At 68.4% G+C, this 21,770-nt stretch carries 24 protein-coding genes and 4 pseudogenes; 15 read left to right on the top strand and 13 right to left on the bottom strand.

Annotated elements, in window-relative coordinates; translation table 11 throughout:
• Positions 1–124 precede the first annotated feature (124 nt).
• From ACFY6U_RS06440 to ACFY6U_RS06430, 3 genes are all read left to right on the top strand, one after another.
• Positions 125–988 carry an aminoglycoside phosphotransferase family protein gene (locus tag ACFY6U_RS06440; RefSeq protein ID WP_390035383.1) on the top strand — a complete coding sequence of 288 codons (864 nt, stop codon included), beginning with the start codon at positions 125–127 and terminating at the stop codon, positions 986–988.
• A gap of 923 nt (positions 989–1,911) precedes the next feature.
• A complete protein-coding gene (locus ACFY6U_RS06435) occupies positions 1,912–2,238 on the top strand; it encodes a hypothetical protein (protein WP_390035382.1) in 327 nt (108 codons plus the stop codon).
• Complete coding sequence (locus ACFY6U_RS06430; RefSeq protein WP_390035381.1) at positions 2,228–4,156, top strand: caspase family protein; 1,929 nt, start codon at positions 2,228–2,230, stop codon at positions 4,154–4,156. The genes ACFY6U_RS06435 and ACFY6U_RS06430 overlap by 11 nt, the downstream gene beginning before the upstream one ends.
• Positions 4,157–4,283: 127 nt before the next feature.
• Here the strand turns inward: ACFY6U_RS06430 and ACFY6U_RS06425 are convergent, their stop codons facing one another.
• Positions 4,284–4,601: a hypothetical protein gene (locus tag ACFY6U_RS06425; protein ID WP_390035380.1), complete on the bottom strand. Its 318-nt coding sequence runs from the start codon at positions 4,599–4,601 to the stop codon at positions 4,284–4,286.
• Positions 4,602–4,647: 46 nt separating this feature from the next.
• On the bottom strand, positions 4,648–5,415 hold the full coding sequence (locus tag ACFY6U_RS06420) for a fibronectin type III-like domain-contianing protein (protein WP_390035379.1): 768 nt from the start codon (positions 5,413–5,415) through the stop codon (positions 4,648–4,650).
• A 262-nt stretch (positions 5,416–5,677) separates the two neighbouring features.
• Between ACFY6U_RS06420 and ACFY6U_RS06415 the strand changes: the two genes are divergently transcribed.
• On the top strand, positions 5,678–6,616 hold the full coding sequence (locus ACFY6U_RS06415; protein ID WP_390035378.1) for an SDR family NAD(P)-dependent oxidoreductase: 939 nt from the start codon (positions 5,678–5,680) through the stop codon (positions 6,614–6,616).
• Between the two features lie 20 nt (positions 6,617–6,636).
• Here ACFY6U_RS06415 and ACFY6U_RS06410 read toward each other — a convergent pair whose 3' ends face one another.
• Both ACFY6U_RS06410 and ACFY6U_RS06405 read right to left on the bottom strand, forming a co-directional pair.
• On the bottom strand, positions 6,637–6,915 hold the full coding sequence (locus tag ACFY6U_RS06410) for an alpha/beta fold hydrolase (protein ID WP_390035377.1): 279 nt from the start codon (positions 6,913–6,915) through the stop codon (positions 6,637–6,639).
• Positions 6,916–7,063: 148 nt separating this feature from the next.
• Positions 7,064–7,429, bottom strand: a complete 366-nt coding sequence (locus ACFY6U_RS06405; RefSeq protein ID WP_390035376.1) for a VOC family protein — start codon at positions 7,427–7,429, stop codon at positions 7,064–7,066.
• A gap of 93 nt (positions 7,430–7,522) precedes the next feature.
• Here ACFY6U_RS06405 and ACFY6U_RS06400 point away from each other — a divergent pair, with 93 nt between their 5' ends.
• On the top strand, positions 7,523–8,488 hold the full coding sequence (locus ACFY6U_RS06400; protein WP_390035375.1) for a helix-turn-helix transcriptional regulator: 966 nt from the start codon (positions 7,523–7,525) through the stop codon (positions 8,486–8,488).
• Between the two features lie 6 nt (positions 8,489–8,494).
• On the opposite strand, the pseudogene ACFY6U_RS06395 reads toward ACFY6U_RS06400, so the two are convergent.
• A pseudogene (locus tag ACFY6U_RS06395) lies at positions 8,495–8,990 on the bottom strand (cytidine deaminase).
• On the opposite strand from ACFY6U_RS06395, the gene ACFY6U_RS06390 reads away from it, so the two are divergent.
• Both ACFY6U_RS06390 and ACFY6U_RS06385 read left to right on the top strand, forming a co-directional pair.
• A complete protein-coding gene (locus ACFY6U_RS06390; RefSeq protein WP_390035374.1) occupies positions 8,977–9,441 on the top strand; it encodes a hypothetical protein in 465 nt (154 codons plus the stop codon). The pseudogene ACFY6U_RS06395 and the gene ACFY6U_RS06390 sit on opposite strands and share 14 nt — an antisense overlap.
• On the top strand, positions 9,438–9,719 hold the full coding sequence (locus tag ACFY6U_RS06385; protein ID WP_390035373.1) for an HU family DNA-binding protein: 282 nt from the start codon (positions 9,438–9,440) through the stop codon (positions 9,717–9,719). The genes ACFY6U_RS06390 and ACFY6U_RS06385 overlap by 4 nt, the downstream gene beginning before the upstream one ends.
• A gap of 420 nt (positions 9,720–10,139) precedes the next feature.
• Here the strand turns inward: ACFY6U_RS06385 and ACFY6U_RS06380 are convergent, their stop codons facing one another.
• The 3 genes from ACFY6U_RS06380 to ACFY6U_RS06370 form a co-directional block, all read right to left on the bottom strand.
• Complete coding sequence (locus ACFY6U_RS06380; RefSeq protein WP_390035372.1) at positions 10,140–10,829, bottom strand: type 1 glutamine amidotransferase domain-containing protein; 690 nt, start codon at positions 10,827–10,829, stop codon at positions 10,140–10,142.
• Positions 10,830–10,926: 97 nt separating this feature from the next.
• Positions 10,927–11,520 (bottom strand): TetR/AcrR family transcriptional regulator, encoded by a 594-nt coding sequence (locus tag ACFY6U_RS06375; protein ID WP_390035371.1) that lies wholly within the window; start codon positions 11,518–11,520, stop codon positions 10,927–10,929.
• 323 nt (positions 11,521–11,843) lie between these two features.
• Complete coding sequence (locus tag ACFY6U_RS06370) at positions 11,844–12,743, bottom strand: LysR family transcriptional regulator (RefSeq protein ID WP_390035370.1); 900 nt, start codon at positions 12,741–12,743, stop codon at positions 11,844–11,846.
• Between the two features lie 122 nt (positions 12,744–12,865).
• Between ACFY6U_RS06370 and ACFY6U_RS06365 the strand changes: the two genes are divergently transcribed.
• The 5 genes and pseudogenes from ACFY6U_RS06365 (at position 12,866) to istB (ending at position 15,728) form a co-directional block, all read left to right on the top strand.
• Positions 12,866–13,864: an NADP-dependent oxidoreductase gene (locus ACFY6U_RS06365; RefSeq protein ID WP_390035369.1), complete on the top strand. Its 999-nt coding sequence runs from the start codon at positions 12,866–12,868 to the stop codon at positions 13,862–13,864.
• Entirely contained in the window at positions 13,861–14,262 is a 402-nt protein-coding gene (locus tag ACFY6U_RS06360) for a nuclear transport factor 2 family protein (protein WP_390035368.1), read from the top strand. Before ACFY6U_RS06365 ends, ACFY6U_RS06360 begins: the two co-directional genes overlap by 4 nt.
• A gap of 277 nt (positions 14,263–14,539) precedes the next feature.
• Positions 14,540–14,668: pseudogene (locus tag ACFY6U_RS06355) on the top strand (maleylpyruvate isomerase N-terminal domain-containing protein); the annotation flags it as partial.
• Positions 14,608–14,943 carry a hypothetical protein gene (locus ACFY6U_RS06350; RefSeq protein WP_390036576.1) on the top strand — a complete coding sequence of 112 codons (336 nt, stop codon included), beginning with the start codon at positions 14,608–14,610 and terminating at the stop codon, positions 14,941–14,943. The pseudogene ACFY6U_RS06355 and the gene ACFY6U_RS06350, both read left to right, overlap by 61 nt.
• Positions 14,940–15,728: pseudogene (gene istB, locus ACFY6U_RS06345) on the top strand (IS21-like element helper ATPase IstB). The gene ACFY6U_RS06350 and the pseudogene istB overlap by 4 nt, the downstream one beginning before the upstream one ends.
• 60 nt (positions 15,729–15,788) lie before the next feature.
• Here the strand turns inward: istB and ACFY6U_RS06340 are convergent.
• Positions 15,789–16,385 carry a DinB family protein gene (locus tag ACFY6U_RS06340; RefSeq protein ID WP_390035367.1) on the bottom strand — a complete coding sequence of 199 codons (597 nt, stop codon included), beginning with the start codon at positions 16,383–16,385 and terminating at the stop codon, positions 15,789–15,791.
• Between the two features lie 99 nt (positions 16,386–16,484).
• Complete coding sequence (locus ACFY6U_RS06335; protein WP_390035366.1) at positions 16,485–17,288, bottom strand: N-acyl homoserine lactonase family protein; 804 nt, start codon at positions 17,286–17,288, stop codon at positions 16,485–16,487.
• Here ACFY6U_RS06335 and ACFY6U_RS06330 point away from each other — a divergent pair.
• Positions 17,211–18,047: pseudogene (locus tag ACFY6U_RS06330) on the top strand (IS5 family transposase). The gene ACFY6U_RS06335 and the pseudogene ACFY6U_RS06330 overlap by 78 nt on opposite strands.
• A gap of 6 nt (positions 18,048–18,053) precedes the next feature.
• Here the strand turns inward: ACFY6U_RS06330 and ACFY6U_RS06325 are convergent.
• The 3 genes from ACFY6U_RS06325 to ACFY6U_RS06315 form a co-directional block, all read right to left on the bottom strand.
• Positions 18,054–18,782 carry a DUF2625 family protein gene (locus tag ACFY6U_RS06325; RefSeq protein WP_390035365.1) on the bottom strand — a complete coding sequence of 243 codons (729 nt, stop codon included), beginning with the start codon at positions 18,780–18,782 and terminating at the stop codon, positions 18,054–18,056.
• Positions 18,783–19,173: 391 nt separating this feature from the next.
• Positions 19,174–19,710, bottom strand: a complete 537-nt coding sequence (locus tag ACFY6U_RS06320) for a hypothetical protein (RefSeq protein WP_390036518.1) — start codon at positions 19,708–19,710, stop codon at positions 19,174–19,176.
• A gap of 14 nt (positions 19,711–19,724) precedes the next feature.
• Positions 19,725–20,132 (bottom strand): ATP-binding protein, encoded by a 408-nt coding sequence (locus ACFY6U_RS06315; RefSeq protein WP_390035364.1) that lies wholly within the window; start codon positions 20,130–20,132, stop codon positions 19,725–19,727.
• Positions 20,133–20,505: 373 nt separating this feature from the next.
• On the opposite strand from ACFY6U_RS06315, the gene ACFY6U_RS06310 reads away from it, so the two are divergent.
• Together ACFY6U_RS06310 and ACFY6U_RS06305 are read left to right on the top strand one after the other, a co-directional pair.
• The gene (locus ACFY6U_RS06310; RefSeq protein WP_390035363.1) at positions 20,506–20,736 is read left to right on the top strand and encodes a DUF397 domain-containing protein; all 231 of its coding nucleotides are present in this window, start codon (positions 20,506–20,508) and stop codon (positions 20,734–20,736) included.
• 98 nt (positions 20,737–20,834) lie between these two features.
• Positions 20,835–21,755 (top strand): helix-turn-helix domain-containing protein, encoded by a 921-nt coding sequence (locus ACFY6U_RS06305; protein ID WP_390035362.1) that lies wholly within the window; start codon positions 20,835–20,837, stop codon positions 21,753–21,755.
• Positions 21,756–21,770 lie beyond the last annotated feature (15 nt).

Genomic DNA, 21,770 nt, shown 5'->3' with positions numbered 1-21,770 from the left:
TGGTGCGACCAGGGTCTGTCCGGCGGATCATGTGATCGCCCTGCGCAGCCAAGCCACTTTCCTTTCCGGCCCCCCAAGCGCGCCGGGCCGCCGCCGTAGAGTTCTGGCTGTGACAATTCACCGCATGCCCGCCGCGGAGGTTTCAGTCTCTGTCGACCTGGTCCGCCGTCTACTCGACGAGCAGCACCCCGACCTGGCGCACCTGCCCGTCGAGGTGCTGGCCAACGGCTGGGACAACCTTGTGTGTCGGCTGGGCGAGGAGTTCCTCGTCCGGTTGCCGCGGCGCGCCCTGGCCGCTGAGCTCGTCGCGCACGAGCAACGGTGGTTGCCGGAGTTGGCCGGCCGCCTGCCGTTGCCTGTGCCGGCGCCGGTGCGTGTCGGGCGGCCGACGGCTGAGTACCCGTGGGCCTGGAGCGTCGTGCCGTTCTTCCCGGGCCTGGTCGCGGCGCGGTCGGAACCCGAGGACCCCTGGTCGGCCGCGGCGGCGCTGGGCGGTTTTCTTGATGCGCTGCACGTCCCGGCTCCCTCGCAGGCGCCCGTCAACTCGTTTCGCGGGATTCCGCTGGCCGGCCGCACCGAGGGCGTCCTGAACGGGCTGGCGCACGTCGACCGGGCCGACCGCGCCACCGCACTGCAGATCTGGGAAGCGGCTGCCGCTGCACGTGCTTGGGACGGGCCGCCGGTGTGGCTGCACGGGGACCTGCACCCGGCCAACATCCTGGTCGACCGCGGCCGGATCAGCGCTGTGATCGACTTCGGTGACATCACCTCCGGCGATCCCGCCGCTGACCTGTCCGTGGCCTGGATGCTGTTCACGGCGGAGCAGCGTGCCGCCCTGCGCCAGGCGTACGGCCGCGCGGACGACGCCACCTGGGAGCGGGCCCGCGGGTGGGCGCTCGCCCTGTCCCTGGTCTTCTTGTCGCACTCGGCGGACAACCCACTGATGCGCGGCATCGGCGAGCGCGCCTTCCGATCGGTGCTGGAGTAGCGGACGGCTTCCAGGTTCGGCCTGGCAGAGCCTGGCGCGGTGCGCTCCGGGGCGCCTGACTTGAAGTAGTGGCCGTGGTCTCGACGGTGCGATGAACAGGACTTGATCCAGAGGCGGACCGAGAGGAACGGCACGAACTCGGCCCGGTGATGGTGGAGACGGTCTGCTTGGACACCTCGGCGCCGTAGACCTCGCTACTCGGACACGGCCGCGCCACCTGCCGAAGATCACGAGCCGTCACGGGGCGTTACCGAGAAGAGTTCACTGCCTGACGCGGTAGAGGCCCCAACTGTCCGGGCAACTGCGGACGACGGCAGCGGGCCCTCAAGGGCCGCAACAACTTGGGGGCGTTGAGGCCTCGGCGCCGTCTTGCGGCCAGCCGGGTCCGTGCCGACTCCAGAGGGAAAACTGCACGTCGGGACAGATCTGGCCGCTCTTCACAAGCCATCGGTAGACGGCGGCAATAGCGTCTTCGCCGGCAGTGTCACCCCGCGGGCGCCGCCGGTGGCGTCGAATGCGCCGGTCAGGCAGGAGCCGTAAACGCGGCCTTCGGTGCGGTCTGCCCGCTGGACAACCTGACGCGGACGGCAGGTGATCTGTGCGGCTTCACGAGGGGGGCCAGGCCAGCCGAAGCCTCACGCATCGAGTCCCCCATAGCAAAAACAAGCCGCTGCCTCGCATGTACGACTGGATCCCGGTCATGTGCGGGCAGTTCCTGCATGGTTCCGCTCTTGTGCAGGTACAACGGTCACGACGGTTCTACAGTCGGTTCGACTCGTCCGCGCAATGTCGCAGACCTCGCTGGACGCGCACGAACCGCCGGTGAAGACGTCGGCTTTGTGCACCACAACACGGCCGGTATCCGTCAGCCGCGGTTACCGGCCTTCCGCAATCAGGCACAGGCCAGCACGAAGGGGGCGCGGGTGGGCACGGTCGGGGTCTCGACCGAGGATCCGGACGACTTCGATGTCTTGTACGGCGAGTTGCAAGGCCTCAGCGGGGTCGTGGTGAAGGCAGTTCCCGCGTTGTTGGAGCCCGGATACCAGGGCTCGGTCGTGGATCTGCTGACCGTGGCCTGCGCTTCGGGCGGCGCTGTCGCGGTGTTCATGGAGATCGTCAAATCGCTGCTGGAGTCCAGGAGACCGGGTTTCGTCCTGAAGATCCAGCAGGGAAACGTCCGGCTGGAGATCACCGCCGACACCTTCGAAGAGGCACGGCCGGTCCTGGAGGATTTGCTGGGTGGACCGTGACCTGACGTGGGCCCGCGCCATCCTGATCGGCAACGGCGTATACGAGGACTCCGGCATCCCGAATCTGCCCGCGGCCGAGTGTGTCAACGCGATGGCAAAGCTCCTCACCAGCAAGCGGTGCGGATGGCCGACCGAATGCGTCACGTCTCTGGTGGACGTGGCGTCCCCGGACGACCTGGCCCGCAAGGTGCTCGATGCGGTCCGTAACACCCGGGAAGTGCTGCTGGTGTATTACGTCGGCCACGGAGTGCGCACCCACGAGGGCCAACTCGCCCTGACACTCGGCAAAACCGACTCGGACTGGGATGCGTTGCCGCACACCGCAATGCTCTACGAGAACCTCGCCAAGATCCTCCGCCGTCACCAGCCGCCCACCACACTGATCATCCTGGACTGCTGCCACGCCGAACTCGCCAACAGGTCCAACGGCACGTTCCAGGCACTGGACTTCGTCGGCGTCGATGAAACCGACCCGGACGAAGACGCCGACGCAGACGACGGCCTGTATGTCATCGGGGCCAGCGGCAGTACCAAGAAGGCCAGGACGACCGAGACCCTGACCTGTTTCACCGACGCGTTCTTGCGGGTCGTACGCAACGGCGTCCGTACCGTTGCCAAGCCGGATCTGAGCATGGAGCAGGTCTTCTTCGCGGTGCGGGCCCAGTTGCGAAGGGCCGGTCTGCCCGAGCCGGTGGACAGTGGAACCCGCGGAGCACGCCGGTTCCTCTTCTGTCTCAATGCTGCCCACCCGAGCAATGCCAAGGTGCTCTGCGAGGATGTCCTGGAAACCGCCGTTCCCGGACAACTGCCGATGCTGGACCGGCGCATGTTGCTGACCGCCGCGGGTGCCGTCGGGCTGACCGTTGCCGACAGCTTCATGACCCTCAAAAGCCGTTTCAGCGGCCCTGGGACAGCTGGGGAAGCCGATGCGCCGGGCAGCGGGGCCTCGAACGCGGTGACGGCGGCGATGACCTCGCTGGGGCAGCCGATCCTCGGCCACACGGATGCCGTCTACTCGGTGGCCTTCCAACGAGGCGGGCGTTTCCTGGCCAGCGGCAGCGCCGACCAGACGGTCAGGTTCTGGGACCTCGCCGATCCCACGCATCCCAAACCCATCGGTGCGCCCTTGTCCGGTCATACGGACACGGTCTATTCCGTGGTCTTCAGCCCCGACGGAAGCCTTCTGGCCGACGCCAGCGCCGACCAGAAGGCACGGCTGCTGAAAGTGACCGACCCCGCGAAACCGGTACTTCTCAGCCGGCCGGCCACCGGCCACACGGACGCCGTCTTCTCGGTCGCCTTCAGCCCCAGTGGAGAACTGCTGGCCGGCGGCAGCGGCGACCGTACGATCCGCCTGTGGAAGGTCACCGACCCCACGCACCCCGAACTCGTCGGCAAACCCGTCTTCGGACATACCGATGCCGTCCTGTCGGTAGCGTTCAGCCACGACGAGAGCGTCATGGGCAGCGGCGGCTCCGACCACGCCGTCCGGCTGTGGAACGTAGCCGACCCCCTGGCGGCCATCGGCGCGGCCCTGCCCGGCCACACCGACCGGGTCTACTGTGTGACGTTCAGCCCGAATGGGCACCTGCTGGCCAGCGGCAGCGGTGACCGGACCATCCGCCTGTGGAAGGTGACCGACCCCGCGAACCCGGTGCTCCTCGGAACCGCCACCGGCCACAAGGACGCCGTCAACTCCGTCGCGTTCAGCCCCGACGGACGGGTCCTGGCCAGCGGCAGCAGCGATCACACCATCCGCCTCTGGCATGTGACCCAATCCGCGCGCCCGGTACCCCTCGGCCGCACCCTCGCCGGTCACCGCGGCGCCGTCTACTCGGTGGCCTTCAGCCCGGACGGCAACCTGCTGGCCAGCGGCAGCGCCGACCAGACCGTCCGCCTGTGGAAGCCGACCCGCTGAACGGCTGCCGACCTCCTGCTTCGCACACGGCAAGATCCTGAAGCGAACCAGGCAGCTCGCCTCGGCGACCCAGGCAGGCTGCCGGCACGCTCACGGGGCGCTGGTTTGGGAAGCAATGGCCAGCCGATTATGCGCCTGGGGCTCCGGGGCAGCTGCGGATACTGCTGCCGTCGAGGAGGCTTAAGCACATACCGGCCGTGTCGCGGCTGAACCGGGCGGTTACGGGGTGCTGTTCGAGGATGTCCTGGATGTGGACGGTGGCCTTGGCCCAGTCGCGGACGTGGCCGTGGCAGGCGGCGTCGTTGATGCATATCAGGTCGTCCGGGGCGACGTTCAGCCACGAGGCGCAATACGTCGGCATCAGGGCCAGGGCTCCGTCGGGGGTGGGCGGCGCGAGGCCGTCAAGGGCGGTGACGCGGGCGGATGTTGGCGTGACTGAGGGCATCGTGCGACTCCTGTGATGGCGAGGGTGGGTAAGTAACGGGATGGGCTCAGCCGGGGAGAGGCGTGACGGTGGTCGCCATGGTCCGGGTGTGGCCGACGAAGCGTGTGTCACCGAGCAGTTCCACCTCCACGGACCGGCCGGGGTCGCCGGCCGACTGGGCGACGGTCAGCACGATGCGGCCGGGTTCGACGCGGCGGCGCAGGTCCCGCCCGGTGAAGCTGGTCAGGTCGGCGTGGACCTCGAATTCCACGGTGCGGCTCTCACCGGCGGCCAGTTCGACCCGGGTGAAGCCGATCAGCCGGCGGACAGGCCGGGTGACCGAGGCGACCAGGTCGGTGAGATACAGCTGCGGGACCGAAGTCCCGCCGCGCAAACTGGTGTTGGCGATCGCGGTGCGGACGGCCACCGACCCGTCGACCGCAATGGTCTCCGCGTCCGCATCGATGTCCTCGATGGCGAAGGTGGAGTAGGACAGGCCGTGTCCGAACGGGAAGGCCGGCGTGGGGTCGATGTTGCTCACGCCGTCGCTCTCGAGTGCGAGCGGGGGTGCGAGGTAGGTGCCCGGCTGGCCGGCCGTGTCCCCCGGGATCTGTACGGGCAGGCGTCCGGCGGGGTTGACGCGGCCGGAGAGGACACCGGCGAGCGCTGCAGCGCCCTCCTCGCCGGTGAAAAAGGCCTGAAGGGTCGCGTCCGCCGTCCCGGCATGCCGGCCGATGGCGTACGGCCGACCCGAGACGGCGACTAGGACGCTACGACGAGTTGCGCCGAGGACGGCCTCCACCAGTTCCTCTGGGAAGCGTGAGCGTGCCGACATCGCAGCCTTCGCCGGAGGTGCCCTCTCCGAACATGCCGGAACGGTCGCCGACGACCAGGATCGTCAGGTCGGCCGCCGAGGCTGCCGTCACCGCTCCCTGGATGCCTTCGCGGTCGTCTCCGGTGGAAGCCGCATCATCTCCAGGACGCGATCGGCTCACTCAGCCTACGCCTGACGGATGCGGAGGCGGCACGCCTCGAAGCCCCTTGCACGCCGCAGCCCCTGGCCGGTTTCTGAGCCCTCTTGACCACAGGAGGACGACATGACGCACGATCTCATCACCAGCTCCTTCAACGCAGTCTCCACCGCAGCCGAAGTGGTCGACGGGAACCACCTCCACGGCAAACGGTTGATCGTCACCGGCGGTTCCTCCGGCTTCGGCATCGAGACCGCACGCGCACGGGCCGGTGCCGGTGCCGACGTCCTCATCGCCGTGCGCAACCCGCAGGCCGGCCACAGCGTGGCCGAGGACATCAACACCGGACTCAACTCCCCCCGGGTCACGGTCGCGCAGCTCGACCTCGCAGACCTTTCCTCGGTGCGACGCTTCGCCGCCGAGTGGGACACGAGGCCTCTGCACGCTCTGATCCACAGCGCCGGCATCATGGCGACCCGGTTGACGCGGACCGTGTCCGGCTGGGAGCTCCAGTTCGCCACCAACCACCTCGGCCATTTCGCACGCGCCAACGCCCTCCACGACGCCCTGGCGGCCGCGAACGGTGCCCGGATCGTCTCGATCAGTTCCCGCGGCCATCTGCGCTCGCCCGTCGTGTTCGACGACATCAGCTTCCTCGAGCGCGACTACGATCCGTGGCTGGCCTACGGACAGTCCAAAACCGCCAATGTGCTCTTCGCCGTTGAGGCGAACCGGCACTGGGCCGACGACGGGATCACCGCGAACGCCCTGCACCCGGGAGGGATCACGACAAACCTGGTTCGCCACCTGCCCGAGAACGTGATCGAGGGCTTTCGCACGGACCCGACGGCTGTGTACGAAACACCTGCACAAGGAGCCGCTACCTCTGTGTTCGTGGCCACGTCACCCCGGCTCGACGGAATTGGCGGGCGTTACTTCGAGGACTGCAACCAGGCTCTGCCCTACGACGGCGGCCCGGAGCCTGTCGGCGTGGTCGACCATGCCCTCGACCCCGAGGCGGCACTGCGCCTCTGGGACGTCTCGGAGCACGCCATCAGCAGGTGAGGCGCTCGGCCGGCGAGATCTCACATGCGGTCAGCGTCCAGGACCGCGCGGATGTACGCCTCGGGCGCCTCGCGCGGCACGTTGTGGCCGATGCCCTGCAGCGTGCGGTGGAAGCAGGGACCGGTGAACCTGCTGCGGTAGGCGGCTCCGTTTCCGGGAGGGGGGAAGGGGTCCAGCGCGCCGTCGAGGGTGACGGTGGGCACATGAACGGGCCGCCCTTCGGCGAGCTTCGCGTCGAGGCCGTCATAGCGCGGGTCGCCCGGTGCGAGGCCGGGACGCCGGCGGTAGGTGTGGAACACGATGGGAACATGTCCGGGTCGTCGAAGGCCTGGGCGGTACGGCCCTCGACGCTCAGCGGCGCATTCGCGCGGGGCACTCGTCGTCCTCTCGAAGTCGGACGACGGCAGGCGCGACACCTGTCGTGCGCGCCTGCCGCATTGCGGCCTTTCAGCCCCGCGGTGCGACGCGGATACGGTTCCCGTCAGGATCGGCTGCGAGGAAGGTCAGCCCGAACCCCATGTCATGAGGCTCGCGCAGGATCGTGACCCCCTTGGACTTCCACTGCTCAAAGGTCGCGTTGAGCTCGTCGGGTCCACCGTCGATGGCCAGGCAGACCTCACTGGTGCGCGGGACGTCCGGTGACAGATCCTCGAACTGGCCAGACCACACAGCGAGGTCAGCGCCTGGCCCGAGGCCGAAGGTGATGTATCCCGGGGTCTCGAACGAGGGGCTCATGCCGAGGAGGTCGCCGTAGAAGTGAGCTGCGGCGGGAGCGTCGTTCACGTAGACGATGGACACGACGGATGCGGTCATGATCTTTCCTTCTCACAGGTCGTAGATACGCATTCACCAGCCTGACCGGAATATGCGCCGCATCGTGTCGCATATTCCTGAAAAAATTGGTGTGTGACCTCAGATCGCTTCTTCACCCTGATGCTGCTCCTCACATCGAGGGATGCCGTGACCACACAGGAACTTGCCTCAGCGCTCGGGGTGTCCCTTCGAACCATCACCCGAGACCTGAACTGGCTCCGCGACGCCGGTTTGCCGGTGACCGCACAACGGGGCCGCCTCGGAGGCGTGACCATGCTGCCCGGGTCCGGGCCCGACCTCACGCGACTCACACCGGGCGAGCGTGATCATCTGTCGCTCACCGGGCTGGATGAGAAGCAACGTGCGGAGCTCAACGCATCGGCCGAAAGCCGGCGCGCGCTCTCCAAGATCCTCGCTACACAGCCACGTCGAGTTCATGAGCTCCTGCCGCTCACCGACGTAGTGCACGTGGACAGCCGTCCCTGGCATCAGGCACGAACTTCCGGCACGACTCCGGCTTCGCTGATCGGGGCAGTGCGGCGAGGTCGCCGGCTACGGATCGAGTACGACAGCCCACGCGAGTCATGCCCACGCGACGTGGTCGTGGATCCCTACGGGCTGTTCGCCAAGGCCGGCACCTGGTACCTCGTCGCCGACTGTGCCCGAGTGCCACGGATGTACCGACTCGAACGGATCACGACGTGCAAAGAAGTCGACCAGCCACGACGGATCCGCGAGAGCCAGACCCTGGCCACCGTCGCTGCTGCGCTCATTGATCAGTGGGAACACAACCATGCGATAGAGGTCAGCGCCACCCTCGACCAGACCCAGATCGAGCGAGCGCAACGGATCTTTGGCCTACGACTCGTCTCGGATGACCATGAAGAATCCGCCACCGGCCACAAGGTAACGATCCGCTTCACGCATCTGGAGGACGTGCGAGCACTACTGCCGTTCGGGAGCGCCATCACTGTGCACGGCCCCATCGAAGCCAGGGCTCACCTCCGCGACCTCGCCACCAATCTTGCCCACCACTATGCGCCGTCACCAACGTCCTGACCCGCATCACACTAGTGCCGTATCGAACAACGTTCGCCCTGTTGCCGGCCGACGGTGCCAGCTCGTGCCGAGTGGCGCGGTCGACTCGGCGTCGAGCCGGTCATCGGCCCAGACGTGGCCTTCAGGCAGCAAGTCGGCGACAAGGACGGTTCGGAGGCGGTCGTCGTCGCCGACGATGACCTGGAGGGCGGGAAAGTAGTCGAGAAGGTCCTGACGGCACCGGACGCACGGAGAAACAACCCCCCGGTCGCGGTCGCCCACAGCGACAATCGTGTCCGGCTCGTACGCGCCCTGGGCGGCTGCCGCGCCAATGACGACCAGCTCGGCGCAGGGGGCCTCCCGTGAAGTGGTGGGCGTTCACCGCCGTGACGATCCGGCCGTCCCGGGCACGGGCCGCGGCCGCCATGGCGTGGTTGTCGCCGCGGCAGCGAGTGCGCGCGACGTGCACCGCGGCCTGGATGAGTTCGTGGTCGACGGGGTGGGTCTTCGTGGTCGTCTTCAAGGCCGGAAAGTCCCCCGCTGCGGCAGCCGCCGCAGCAACCCTCGCACCTGCGGTCGAGCTGGTCGACTGGTGCTACGACAAACCCGCTGGCAAGGACTGCAAGACCCGCACCGATGCGTGCCTGAAGAACATCGGATCGGGGAAGCTGGTGTTCGTCGACACGGACGAGGCGGAGATCGGCCTCGCCACCTGCGACTTCGAGCAGCGGATCAAGGCCTACCCGAACAAGGGCGCATCCGGCCCGAGCGTCCGCGGGCGCTCGGGCCGAGCGCGCAGGGCTACCGCACCCCGCGAAATCCCCGGCGGGGCCTCCCAGATCCCGCCCCGCTGCCAAGATCCGGTCCCCGGCACCACGGCGCTGTCAGACCCCGGTGGCAGGATGTCGAGGACGTGCCCTGGGCGGTTCGCACATGGCCAGGGTGATCCACAGAACTGGAGAGCAGGATCATGAATCGCAGTGAGCTGGTGGCCGCGCTGGCCGACCGTGCCGAGGTGACTCGCAAGGACGCCGACGCCGTGCTGGCCGCTTTCGCCGATGTCGTCGGCGACATCGTCTCCAAGGGCGACGAGAAGGTCACCATCCCCGGCTTCCTGACCTTCGAGCGCACCCACCGTGCCGCTCGCACCGCGCGCAACCCGCAGACCGGCGAGCCGATCGACATCCCCGCCGGCTACAGCGTGAAGGTCTCCGCGGGCTCGAAGCTCAAGGAATCCGCCAAGGGCAAGTAGGCCCACCGGTGGCAGCCCCGGGCCGCCGCCCGAGTGCGGCGGCCCGCCGGCAGACCCCCGGCGGGCCCCTGCAGTGGTGCAGATCCGTATGGGGAAGCCATCGCTGCGACCCGGCGCCGCGATCCCATCGGACCCGGGTGTCGTCGACTCCTTCGACGATGAACACGCGGCGGTCCGCACCGGGCCGGCGGTGGAGCAGCGCTGCCTGGTAGGCCGGGCTCTCATATCAGGCCCGCGCGTCCGCAATGCTGGGGAAGCCATGAATCAGCACATCGTTGAACGGCCCACCCTCCAGGGTTTCGATCGCCCCCGTATCCGACGAGGGGTGTCACGTAGTGGCCTGCCCGGGCCGAGCCAGGGTAGAGGGCCGGCTCGGCCGGGGGGCGGTCAAGCGCTCGCGGAACATGACGACGCAGGCATTCACACGCCGCCCTTGTTGACCAGCTCGATCAGGGCGTCGGCCGCGGGAGCCGAGGACGCCGGGTTCTGCCCGGTGATCAGCAGACCGTCCTGCAGGACATAGGGCTGCCAGTCGTCGGTCTTGGAGTAGAAGCCTCCGAGGTTGGTGAGTTCGTCCTCGACCAGGAAGGGGACGATGTCGGTGAGCTGGACGGCCGCCTCCTCGGAGTTGGCGAATCCGGTGACCTTCTTACCCGTGACCAACGGGGTGCCGTCCTCGTTGACGGTGTGCCGCAGGACGCCGGGGGCGTGGCACACCAGTCCCACCGGCCTGCCGGAGCGGAGGGTGGTTTCGATCAGCCGCGCGGAGACGGTGTCCTCGGCCAGGTCCCACAGCGGCCCGTGCCCGCCGGGGTAGAAGACCGCGTCGAAGTCGCCGGCCGAGACCACGTCGAGGCGCAGGGTGTTCGCCAGTGCGTAGGTCGCCTCCGGGTCGGCCTCGAAGCGCCGGGTGTCCTCGGTCTGGAAGCCGGGCTCGTTGCTCTTCGGGTCCAGCGGCGGCTGACCGCCCTTCGGCGAGGCGAGGGTGATCTCCCAACCGGCCTCCTTGAAGCGGTAGTACGGCGCCGCCAGCTCCTCCAGCCAGAACCCGGTCTTGACGCCGGTGCTCCCCAGCTCGTCGTGCGAGGTGAGAACGATCAGAACCTTCATGACACACTCCTTGTGTAAGTAGACCAGTCTACTAATAGAGATCAAAGGGGCCCCCACGACCGGATCGGGTATGGGGCCTTTTCTGTACGTGAGGCTGTTACAGGTTCAGCAGCTTGCGGGTCACCGCTGTGGCGGTGTCGAGCGGGGCCAGGCTGCGATGGATCTTGGCCATGACGCTCGCGCCGAGCCACATGTCGTACAGGGCCTGCGCGGTCTCGCAGGCCTCACCGTCGAGCGAGAGGGAGCCGTCCTCCAGGCCGCTGGTGATCGTGCGCTCGATACGGTCGACGACCGCGCTCGTACCTTCCTTCAGAGCCAGACGCATCGGCTCGGACAAGTCCGCGACCTCGGCGCCGAGTTTCACGGCCAGGCACTTGCCCTGGCACTCCTCGATGCTCTGCGTCTCCCGCCACTGCTGCCAGTAGGCCATCAGCCGCTCGGCTGCCGACTGGCCGGAGTGAGCGAGAACACCGTCCATGTCCGTGAGGTAGTCCGCGAAGTAGCTCTTCAGGATCGCCTCACCGAAGGCGTCCTTCGAGGCGAAGTAGTGATAGAAGGACCCTTTCGGTACGCCGGCCTCCGCGAGCACCTCATTGATGCCGACAGCCGAGTAACCCTTGCGGGCCATGATCCGCTGGGCGGTATCGAGGATGATCCGACGGGTGTCCGTGGTGCGCGTGGCGGCTGGCATGGAGAAAACGTAGCACCGGAGTAGACCAGTCGTCTAGGCGTCGACAGTCGGACGTGCGATCCGACAGGTGTCCACGTACGGGTCTGAGTGCACCGACAGGCAGGCGGGCACCGGGGCGCGCTTCGGCATCGGCAGCGGTCGCGCCTCGCTTGTCGGGCCATGATGCCGCACCGACCGTGGCCGGGTCGGGCAGCCCGCGACCCGGCCGTGGTCGCGTCCTGCTCGCGCGGCCAGGCGACGTCGACGCCGCGCTTTTGGTCGTCCCCGGGCTGGACGAACGCCCTGGTAGACCTGCCACCCGTGGCCATCGCACCTGGTCCCGGTCAGGCGGCCGGGGCGGTCAGGACTGTCTTGGCGGCCAGGCCGAGATTCCTGATCATCGGATTCGGGTCGCCCTTGCGGTTGACCAGGACGACCTGGCTGGGGGGAGCGCCCTCGATCGGGACGGTGACGAGGTCGGGACGCAGTGAGCTGCGCCGGTCGCCGGCCGGGAGCACGGCGATCGCGCTGCCGCTCGCGACGAGTTCGAGCTTGTCCTCGTAGCTCTCGATGTAGCTCTCGGAGTAGCTCTCGGTCGGCGGCACGCCGGCCCCGAGGATCCGGTAGGAGGTCCACTCCGCGGTCTCGAACGCGCACGGCGCGGCCTCGTGGCCGGCCAGCTCTTGTGCGGTCACCGAGGCGCGGCCGGCCAGGGGATGGCCGTGCGGGACCACGAGCATCCGGGGTTCCTGGTACAGCGGGGTGGTGGACACGTCGTCGGCGGCGAGCGGCAGCGGGGCCCGTGCGATCAGGGCGTCGACGCGCTTGTCGGACAGCGCCCCGACGTCGCGGCAGCTCAGATGCCGGGTGCTGATCTCCGCGGCAGGGTAACGGCGGCGCAGTTCTCGTACGGCGGCGGTGACCACCAGGTCTTCGACGTAGCCGATGGTGATCCGCTGGGTCTGGGCTTGTTCCCGCACGGCCAGCTCGGCCTGGCGGGCGGCCTGCAGCAGGGCGTGGGCCCGGGGGAGGAATGCCTGGCCGGCCGGAGTGAGGCGGGTGCCCTGGGGGGTGCGGTCCAGCAGGCGTGTGCCGAGATATTTCTCGAGCCGTTGGATCTGGCGGCTCAGCGCCGGCTGGGCCACGTGCAGTTCGGCGCCGGCACGGCCGAAGTGCTGGTGAGCGGCCACCACGGTGAAGTAGCGCACCAGCCGCAGTTCCAGGTCCTGTCCGAGATCGTTCACTCCTGCAGCGTACGTGTCATGCCGTTTCGGGATGACCAGGTTGCCGAACCGGTCTTGGACGGCCGTGCCGACCTGCGCCTTGACTGAAGGAGCAACGTTTCCCCGAGAAAGCGACAGGTGCGATGAAGGCGATCCAGTTCCACGAAGCGGGCGGCCCGGAGGTTCTGCGCTACGACGAGGTGCCGGTTCCCGAGATCGGCCCCGGCGAGGTGCTCGTCCGCGTGCACGCGGTGGGCATCAACCCGCCGGACTGGTACCTGCGCGAGGGGATGAAGGTCATGCCGGCCGAGATGAGGCCGGCGCTCGAGTTCCCCCTGATCCCCGGAACGGACATGTCGGGCGTGGTCCAGGCTGTCGCTCCCGACGTGCTGGGGTTCACGGTCGGTGACGAGGTCTTCGGCATGCTGCGGTTCCCCGGATTCGACGGCCGGGCGTACGCCGAGTACGTGGCCGCGCCGGCTTCCGACCTGGCGCTCAAGCCGGACGGTATCGACCACGTGCAGGCGGCCGGGGCGCCGATGGCCGCGCTGACGGCCTGGCAGTACCTGGTCGATCTCGGCCACGACGTGCCGTCTCCGTTCAACGGCCGGGTGCACCGGCCGGTGCCGCTCACGCCGGGGACGACCGTCCTGGTCAACGGGGCCGCTGGTGGGGTGGGCCACTTCGCGGTGCAGCTGGCCAAATGGAAGGGGGCACGCGTCATCGCGGTGGCCTCGGGCCGGCACGAGCAGTTCCTGCACAAGCTCGGAGCCGATGAGTTCATCGACTACACCACCACGCGGGCCGCGGACGTGGTCGGCGGCGTCGACCTGGTGATCGACACCGTCGGTGGCCCGGACAGCTCGCGCTTCCTGAGCGTGCTCAGGCGCGGCGGCACCATGCTTCCGGTGTTCTTCGCCCAGTACGACCCGCAGGAGACGGCGCGTCTGGGCGTCAGCGTCTCCAACATTCAGGTGCGTTCCAACGGCCCCCAGCTCGCCGGGATCGGGCGCCTGTTCGATGAGGGCAAGCTCCAGGTCGGGGTGGACAGCACCTACCCGCTGTCCGAGGCGGGCCGCGCACACACGCGAGCCGCACAGGGCCACATCCAAGGCAAGATCGTGCTGACGGTGGCCGCGTGATCGCCGAACTCCAGCAAGCGGTGGCGCACTACGCCCACGCCCTGGACGAGCTGAACGTGCCCGCGCTGGAAGCGGTCCTGACCGAAGACACCACCTGGACCTTCACGATGCCCGGACAGGGAGTGCTCGGCCCGGTCGCCGGACGCGCGGCGGTGCTCGACTTCATCCGTGACGGACACACGGCCCAGGCCGGAAGGGTGCGGCACCACCTGGGCAATGTCGTCGTCACGGCGACGGACGGCGCCACTGCCCAGGTGCGCGCCTATCTGCTGCAGACGAGGAACACCGGCGAGAGCATCCAGATGATCGCGACCGGGCTCTACACGTTCGGCCTGCGCCGATCCGACGGTAGGTGGCGGATCGCCGAGCTCATCCTGACGCTGGAGAACGTCCTTTAGGCCGAGGCCGGGCAGTGGGTCCGGCGGTCATGGGATGCCTGCCGTCCGTACCCGGGTATCGATTGGGCCGACGACGAACAGCACGGCCCTGTGCAGGGAGATGATCAGCCGGTCGACGCGTTGTCGAACGCCGGCAGGCCCGGCTGCCCCGCGGCAGATCGGGCGGGCTGTCAGGGACGGCCGGAGCGGTGATGGCCCTTCCGGCGGCCGCGGGGTCGGTTATGGCGGACCGGCACCGAGTGGGTGTTGGTGCGTTCGGAGATGCGGCTGTGCCGGGTCCACCGCCTTCCGCACCGCGGTCGCCTCCGCCCCCACCCTCGACGCGCCCGTACCGACCTGCCCCCAATGGACACTCCTCGACCTGGTGCAGTACCTGGGCGAGGGACGCCGCTCCTGGGCCGCCACCTCGCCGCGGCCCACCGGGCCGACGCCCTGATCGCGGACGCGGTCGCGCTGGAGGCGCGCAAGGCCGCCGAGGGCGAGACGTTCACCGAGCCCGTGAAGCCCACCCGGGCCCATCCCGTCCAGCCGCAGGAGGAGACCGGCGGCACGGTCACCTTCTTGTCTGACTGGAAGCTGTCCCACCTCCCGCCCGACACCCGGCCGCTGCCGTCGGTGGCCCGCTACGACCAGCTCCTGAAACGGCACGGCCGCAGGGCCGGCGAGAAAGAGGGATCATGACACGCAGGCGTGGACTGACCGAAGAAGCCGCCACCGCCTCGATCGACCAGGCATGCCGCATGCTCAGGCTGCCGTCCATCCGCCAGCAGTTCGCCGACCGCGCCGAAGGCGCCGCACACGATTGGATGTCGTATCGGGCGTTCCTTGCCGAGCTGCTGATGACCGAGTGCGACGACCGGGCCCGCTCGGCGTTCCGAACGCCGGATCAAGGCGGCCTCCTTCCCGCGCGACAAGAGCCTGCGGGCGTTCGGCTTCGACGCCAACCCCACCATCGGGCCGGCTACCGTCAACACCCTCGCCACCTGCGAATGGGTCAAGAAGGGGGAGCCGTTCTGCCTGATCGGCGACTCCGGCACCGGCAAGTCCCACCCGCTGATAGCCCTGGGCACCGAGGCCGCCATGCACGGCTTCCGCGTCCGCTACGTGCGGGCCACCAAACTCGTCAACGAGCTCGTCGAAGCCGCCGACGAGAAGCAGCTGTCCAAGACGATCGCCCGCTTCGGCCGTGTCGATCTTTTATGCATTGATGAACTCGGCTACATGGAGCTTGACCGCAGGGGTGCTGAACTGCTGTTTCAGGTTCTGACCGAGCGCGAGGAGAAGAAGGCGTCGCGATCGCCTCGAACGAGAGTTTCAGCGGGCGGACGAAAACGTTCACAGATCCGCGGCTCTGCGCGGCCATCGTCGACCGCCTGACCTTCAACGGCGCCATCATCCAGACCGGCACCGAGTCCTGCCGCGTCGCCCACACCGAAGCCCTGGCCGAACAGACCCACGCCAGCTGACCGGGAGCCGCCGAGCCGACCGCGGATACAGCGGCCAGCGGGGTCGGCAGTCGGGCGAGATCAGCCGTTGGCTTCCCGAGCCACGCGCTCCAGCCGGTTCCGGTGACCCTCCCACCACGCCTGATCCCCTGGCGGCATGTTGTCCTTGCCCTGCAGATACCCGACGGATCCGTCGATGAGCTCTCGCACGATGTCCGCGTGGCCGGCATGCCGCTGGGTATCGGAGATCACGCGCACCAGGATGTGGTGCAGTGTCACCTCTCGGCGTTCCTCCGGCCACCACGGGACACGGCCGATCGCGTCCAGCGTCAGCGCCGCGATCGTGCTGTCGGAGTGCTCCCACGCCTGCCGATAGAGCCCGACGATGTCTTCGCGCGACTCGTCTGCAGTGGCCCACATGTCCGAGTTGGGCTCTGTGTCCTCGGTATACCACCAGGGCGGCGGCTCTTCGTCGAAGAACGACCGCCCGAACGTATCGCCGAAGTAGCCCAGTTCCACGCCGGCGACGTGCTTGACCAGTCCCAAAAGGTTCGTGCCCGTGGGGGTCAGCGGGCGGCGGATGTGGTACTCCGAGAGCCCATCGAGCTTCCACACCAGGGCGTCACGCGCCTCTTGCAGGTATCGGAGAAGGTCCGCTTTCGGGTTCGCTTCGATCATGCCGGGCAGTCTTCCACCCGGCACTGACAGCCGGGATCGACATCAAAAGCCACTGACCTTGATCTTGCCTGACGCAGTGAAACGACTCGGCTCTGCCGGTCAGACCTGGCCGCCCGTCAGCCGTCGGATCAGCTCCGGCCAGACGACCGGATCGTGGCCCGGGACCAGTTCGTAGCCCTTGTCCGCCGCCAGTCGTTTGAGGTGCCGGATGGGCGCCAGGGTCGCCTCCGGGGGTACGCCGATCGACGTTCCGGCGGGGCGCTCCTCGTCGATGTTCTCCGTCAGGTCGGCCGCGTCGCAGGTGAACACAGAGCCGCCGCCTTCGGCGAGGTCGACCACGAAGCTCTGGTGGCCCGGGGTGTGCCCGGCGGACAGGACGGCCGTGACGCCGGGCACGATCTCCTGGTCGCCGTCGGTGAGACGCCAGTCGATGCGGGGGTCGTCGAAGTCCACCCGGAAGATCGTCTCGCGCTCCACCTCGGGCCGTCCCGGCAGCCCGAACTCAAGCTCGGTGCGCTGGATGTGCACCGGTACCCGGCCCGCGAAGTGCTTGAGACCGCCGGCATGGTCGGCGTGCAGAAGGCTGACGGCGACGGCCGTGATCTCCTCCAGCCCCACGCCGACGGCGGCCAGCGCCGCCGGCAGGGGCTCGCCGGGGCCGGGGAGCTCCGGCTGGTAGGAGGGGGACGGGCAGTACCGTCGGCGCAGCTTGCGGTCGCGCGGCAGGGCCGTGTTGAAGCCAGTGTCCAGCAGCAGCCATCCCTCCTCGGTCTCCAGCAGCACGCCCGGCACGGGTTCCCGCACCCGTTCCCTGCACCGGGCGCCGTGCACCGACACCGATCTGGGCAGCTCCTCCCAGCCGAGGATGGGAGGCAGAGCGCGCCGTACGCCGCGTCGGGTCATGGTGCTCCGTCCGTTGTCAGGGGTTCAGAGGTCCAGTTCGAGGACCGTCGAGGCGGCGCGGCTGACACACGTGAAGTGCTGACGGCGATCCTGTTCGTGGCCACTGCGGGCTGTGCCTGGCGGCAACTGCCGCCGGTCTTCGGTCCGTCCGGGCCGACCGCGCACCGCCGGTTCACCGAGTGGAGCAGGGCCAGGTGTGGGGCAAGCTTCACCGCCTGGTCCTGGACGAACTCGGTGCCCGCGGGGAGTTGGGCTGGTCGCGGTGTGCGATCGAATCGGTGAACATGCGGGCCCTGAAAGGGGGATCTGACGGGTCCGAATCCTGTAGATCGCGGCAAGAAGGGATCAAAGATCCACTTGATCACCGAGCGGTCCGGTCCACCCTTCTCAATCGGGATCTCCGCCGCGAACACTTACGACAGCCAGGGCCTGGAACCTCTCGTGCGTGGCATACCGCCCGTCCGCTCCCGCCGCGGACCGCGTCGGCGACGCCCCGCCAAACTCCATGGCGACACGGGATACGACTACGGCCACGGGCGCCACTGGCTGCGTTTTCGGAACATCACCCAGCGCATCGCCCGCAAGGGGCTCGAGTCCTCGCAGCGCCAGGGCCGTCACCGCAGGACCGTGGAGAGGACGGTGGCCTGGCTTGCCGGCTGCCGCCGTCTGCACCGGCGCTACGAGCGCAAGGCCGGACACTTCCTTGCCTTCGCCGGCATCGCCGCCACCCTCATCTGCTACCGGTGTCTGAGTGGGTGAACCAGGTCAAGCGACTCCGAGAAACCCCGGATCGGCTCCGCCGAACTGAAGGGACGAGGTGCGGCTCAGGCTCAGGAGTTCCGCCATGGGCACCGCGCGACGGCTGGCGGTCGGCAGAGCCTGGCGGGCCTCGGCCGACCACAACGGGGGGAAGAACGACAGCCCCTGCCGGCCATTGAGCACAGAGACTTCGTCGCGCCAGCCGTCCCACCGCAGGTCCTCAGAGAACTCCTGGAGCCCTCCGGAGAGAATCCAGGAGAGCCATGCCGAGTGGCCGGCGCCCAGGGCCTGCCAGCCAAGGGCATCGGGGGCGAAGTAGAGGATTTCACCCGGCTCGCCGGGCCGACCGGCCTGACGGGGGTTGCCCCCGTTGAGGGTGAAAACCCCGCCCAGCACGTCGTGAGCGACCACGAGTCCTGCACCCGACGGCCATGCGGGATCGAACGTCGCGGGCATCGCGTTGATCTCGGCCAGGCCGGGCAGTCCCTCGGCGTCGGCACCACTCGGGCTTCCGAAGATCCGCAACCACCCGCTGTCCACGAGCATGCCGCCGCAGTTCAGTACGATGCCGCCCAGATTTGATCGGGCCGAGACCTGGAGTTGAAGCAGCGAGACACGGCCCTGCTCGGGATCGCCGGGCAGCACCTCAACTGGTACGCCGGTGCCGGACAGCTCCTGGAGGAGGAGCGGCCAGGCTGGATCGTCGACGTTGATCAGCTCATCGACCTCGCGCATCCCCGCATCGTCGCACCAGCACCCAATGGCTCGGTCCGCCGGGTCACCCGCGCCTCGATCCACCGATCGAGATGACCTCTTGAAGGCGTTCACGCGGTGCCCGCGCGACCGCCACCACCGTGAATACCAGGACCGCGCACACGATCTACGCTGACGCGTTGACTGCCCGGACGGTCATAGATGTCACGGCCTGGTACTCGGACGCCCCGAACGACAACCGTTCCTCGGAGCGTCCTTTCAATTAGGGATTAGGGCCTCTTGCCGCTCGTGGGACTCGACATCCGCGAGCTACCAAGAGGCCCTTCTTCCATGCCTCCGCGCCGGCAGACTCACCCGGACCAGGCCCCTGTGCGAACCCCACCGACCACCTGAGCGGAAAGAGAACAGTCAGTCAGTCGGTGAGTGCGGAGGCGAGTTCTGCGGTGACCCGGACGAGTTCGGTGTCCGGTTCGATGAGTAGTCGCTGGATGGTGCCGCGGTTGGCGCGCACGGCTTGGCGGGCTTCGCGTTCCCACCCCACGTAGTCGTCGCGACGGTGCAGCAGTTTTGGGTAGGCGGCGGCCGTCTTCTCCCACTGTCGGGCGTCCGCGATGTTCTTCAGCAGCCGGACGATCTCCACGCGGCAGGTGACGTGGGGGAGCCGGGCGAGTTCCCACAGGAACGGGACCGTGGCGGCGGTTGCCTGTTCCACGACGAAGCCATACTGGCAGATACGCTCGCGCAATTCGCTGATCGCGGTCCGTGCCGTAGTCGTGTCACCCCAGGCGATGCTGTTGAGCAGCAAGGGGATGGCTGTGGCAGGGCCGCGGGAGTCTTTGATCTCGTGCCACGGCACCTGCCCCACGTTCCTGAGCGGCGTTGCCATTTGCGCTCCCGATACAGGCGTCGGATGCTGGGGGCTTGTCGGTTCCATAGAAGCGGCGCGCATCATGCCGGGACTTTTCACGGCAGTCGTGTCAGGGCCGCGGGGGAGGTCGGCAGCGGGGCCCAGAAGGTCCTGCCCGCCGGGGAATGCCGGACCCGTCCCCGGTCCTCGGACACGGCTTCGACGATGCACAGGCCACGGCCGTTCTCCTCCGAGGAGTCGGTGACACGGGGGTATACGGGCGGGCGGCCACTCGGGTCCGTGACGGCGCACATCAGGTGGTCGGCTTCGAGTCGGAGTGCCAGCCACGCAACGGCCTCGCCGTCCGGGGCCTGCGGTACGGCGTGCGTCACCGCGTTGGCGGCCAGCTCGGTGACGACGGTGGCGGCGCCGTTGCTCAAGTGGTCGAGCGACCAGCGGCACGCGGTGCGGTGGGTGAAGGTCCGCGCCTGCGTGTGGCCCTGCCTGCTGCCGGTGATGCGCACGTCAGCGGAGCTGGACGTACCGCTCAGCGGCTCAGGCTCCCGACGGGCCTCGTGACTCAGGGAGCAGGCCGACGCTGTGGTGGCGAGCGCACCGGTCTCAGCGGTCCGACCTGCCCGTGGCGCAGACCTGCTGGGAATGCGAGGCGCTTGGTGCACAGGTAATGACACGGCGTCTCCCTGATGTGACGTCAGGACGCGGCGTCGACACCGCGGTTGACGCCACGGCTATTATCCACTCCGGCAGCGTCGTCGTGCAATTTCACGGGAAATTGCACGAGGTGTGGCCGAACGCAGGAGTGTGGGGCGCGGTGCCGCCTCGGCCCGAGCCTGCGGTCGCGTACACGCGCGGCAGAACGTCAGCAAGGAGAGTTCGGTGACTTCAGTGTCCAACGGAGTGCAGGCGAGTTCATTGGCGGCCTGCTGGATCAAAAGCCGGCACAGCAACGCCGAGGGCAACTGCGTCGAGGTGGCCGCCCTGGGTGACGGAGGTATCGCCATCCGCAACTCCCGTGACCCCCACGGGCCCGCCCTTGTCTACACACCGGCGGAACTGGCCGCCTTCCTCGCCGGCGTGAAGGAGGGGGAGTTCGACCACCTCGTGTGAAGCGGAGGCGGGCATCTCCACTTCGGCCAACGCATCCGGCAGGCGTTGACGGGATGCGATAATGCCGTGTGTCTTCTGCCGCTCGACAGGGAGTCAGGATGTCCGCCGAGTCACCTCGCGCCTCCCGCCTCGAACCCTATCTGAGCCGGACTGAGCCCGCCCCCACTCTGCTGAAGATGCTGGTGGGCGTGCAACTGGCGGGCATCCGCGAGGACGCCGGCTTCGCGCAGGAACAGGCGGCGCGCGCCCTGGGGTTCAGTCCGGCGAAGCTGTCGCGCATCGAGGCGGGCAGGGGCCGCAGGCCACCTACGGAAAACGACGTCCGTGCGCTGCTCGAGCTGTACAAGGCTGACGACTACGAGGCGTCGGTCCTGCTGAAGCTGCTGAAGCGTGCCGGTGAACCGGGATGGTGGCAGCGCTACGACAAGCGGCTGATGCCCGAGTGGTTCGACCGGCTGGTGGGATTGCAGGAGGCGGCCGCAGCCATCCGTACCTTCGAAATCCAGTACGTGCCGGGTCTGCTGCAGACGCCGGCCTACACCCGGGCGGTGGTGGAGCGCGGGCTACCGACGGCGCTGGCCGGCGAGGTGAAGCGCCGTGTGGAGCTGCGCATGCGCCGACGAGAGCTACTGCATCGCGCGGACGCGCCTCAACTGTGGGCGATCATAGACGAGTCGGTCCTGCTGCGCGTCTTGGGCAGCCGTGGGGTGATGCGCGAACAGCTGGAGTACCTCGTCGAGATGGCCGAACGGCCCCATGTGACCGTGCAGATCGTGCCGCTCGACCTGACGAACGCCTCCGCGCCGGCCATCCCGGTCACCTACCTGCGCTTCGGCGGACTTGACCTGCCCGACGTCGTCTACCTGGAGCACATCAAGAGCGCGAACTTCCTGGAGGACCGCGACGAGACGGAGGAATACCGGGTGGCCCTGGACCGGCTGGCCGACGAGGCCCTCAACCCTCGCGAGTCCCTGGTCCTGCTGCGTGACACGCTGGAACAGCGCTACCCCGCCACGTGACTTTGCGTCAGGTCC

This window comes from Streptomyces sp. NPDC013157 (assembly GCF_042899865.1).
Taxonomy (GTDB): Bacteria; Actinomycetota; Actinomycetes; order Streptomycetales; family Streptomycetaceae; genus Streptomyces.
The sequence above is the reverse complement of the archived record's forward strand: the minus strand, read 5'-3'. Positions and strand labels throughout refer to the sequence as shown.

Coding starts and splice junctions, on each gene's coding strand:
- ACFY6U_RS06440 (WP_390035383.1), top strand. CDS start 125: ATGCCCGCCGCGGAGGTTTCAGTCTCTGTCGACCTGGTCCGCCGTCTA.
- ACFY6U_RS06425 (WP_390035380.1), bottom strand. CDS start 4,601: ATGCCCTCAGTCACGCCAACATCCGCCCGCGTCACCGCCCTTGACGGC.
- ACFY6U_RS06420 (WP_390035379.1), bottom strand. CDS start 5,415: ATGTCGGCACGCTCACGCTTCCCAGAGGAACTGGTGGAGGCCGTCCTC.
- ACFY6U_RS06415 (WP_390035378.1), top strand. CDS start 5,678: ATGACGCACGATCTCATCACCAGCTCCTTCAACGCAGTCTCCACCGCA.
- ACFY6U_RS06405 (WP_390035376.1), bottom strand. CDS start 7,429: ATGACCGCATCCGTCGTGTCCATCGTCTACGTGAACGACGCTCCCGCC.
- ACFY6U_RS06385 (WP_390035373.1), top strand. CDS start 9,438: ATGAATCGCAGTGAGCTGGTGGCCGCGCTGGCCGACCGTGCCGAGGTG.
- ACFY6U_RS06380 (WP_390035372.1), bottom strand. CDS start 10,829: ATGAAGGTTCTGATCGTTCTCACCTCGCACGACGAGCTGGGGAGCACC.
- ACFY6U_RS06375 (WP_390035371.1), bottom strand. CDS start 11,520: ATGCCAGCCGCCACGCGCACCACGGACACCCGTCGGATCATCCTCGAT.
- ACFY6U_RS06365 (WP_390035369.1), top strand. CDS start 12,866: ATGAAGGCGATCCAGTTCCACGAAGCGGGCGGCCCGGAGGTTCTGCGC.
- ACFY6U_RS06350 (WP_390036576.1), top strand. CDS start 14,608: ATGGACACTCCTCGACCTGGTGCAGTACCTGGGCGAGGGACGCCGCTC.
- ACFY6U_RS06340 (WP_390035367.1), bottom strand. CDS start 16,385: ATGATCGAAGCGAACCCGAAAGCGGACCTTCTCCGATACCTGCAAGAG.
- ACFY6U_RS06335 (WP_390035366.1), bottom strand. CDS start 17,288: ATGACCCGACGCGGCGTACGGCGCGCTCTGCCTCCCATCCTCGGCTGG.
- ACFY6U_RS06325 (WP_390035365.1), bottom strand. CDS start 18,782: ATGCGCGAGGTCGATGAGCTGATCAACGTCGACGATCCAGCCTGGCCG.
- ACFY6U_RS06320 (WP_390036518.1), bottom strand. CDS start 19,710: ATGCGCGCCGCTTCTATGGAACCGACAAGCCCCCAGCATCCGACGCCT.
- ACFY6U_RS06305 (WP_390035362.1), top strand. CDS start 20,835: ATGTCCGCCGAGTCACCTCGCGCCTCCCGCCTCGAACCCTATCTGAGC.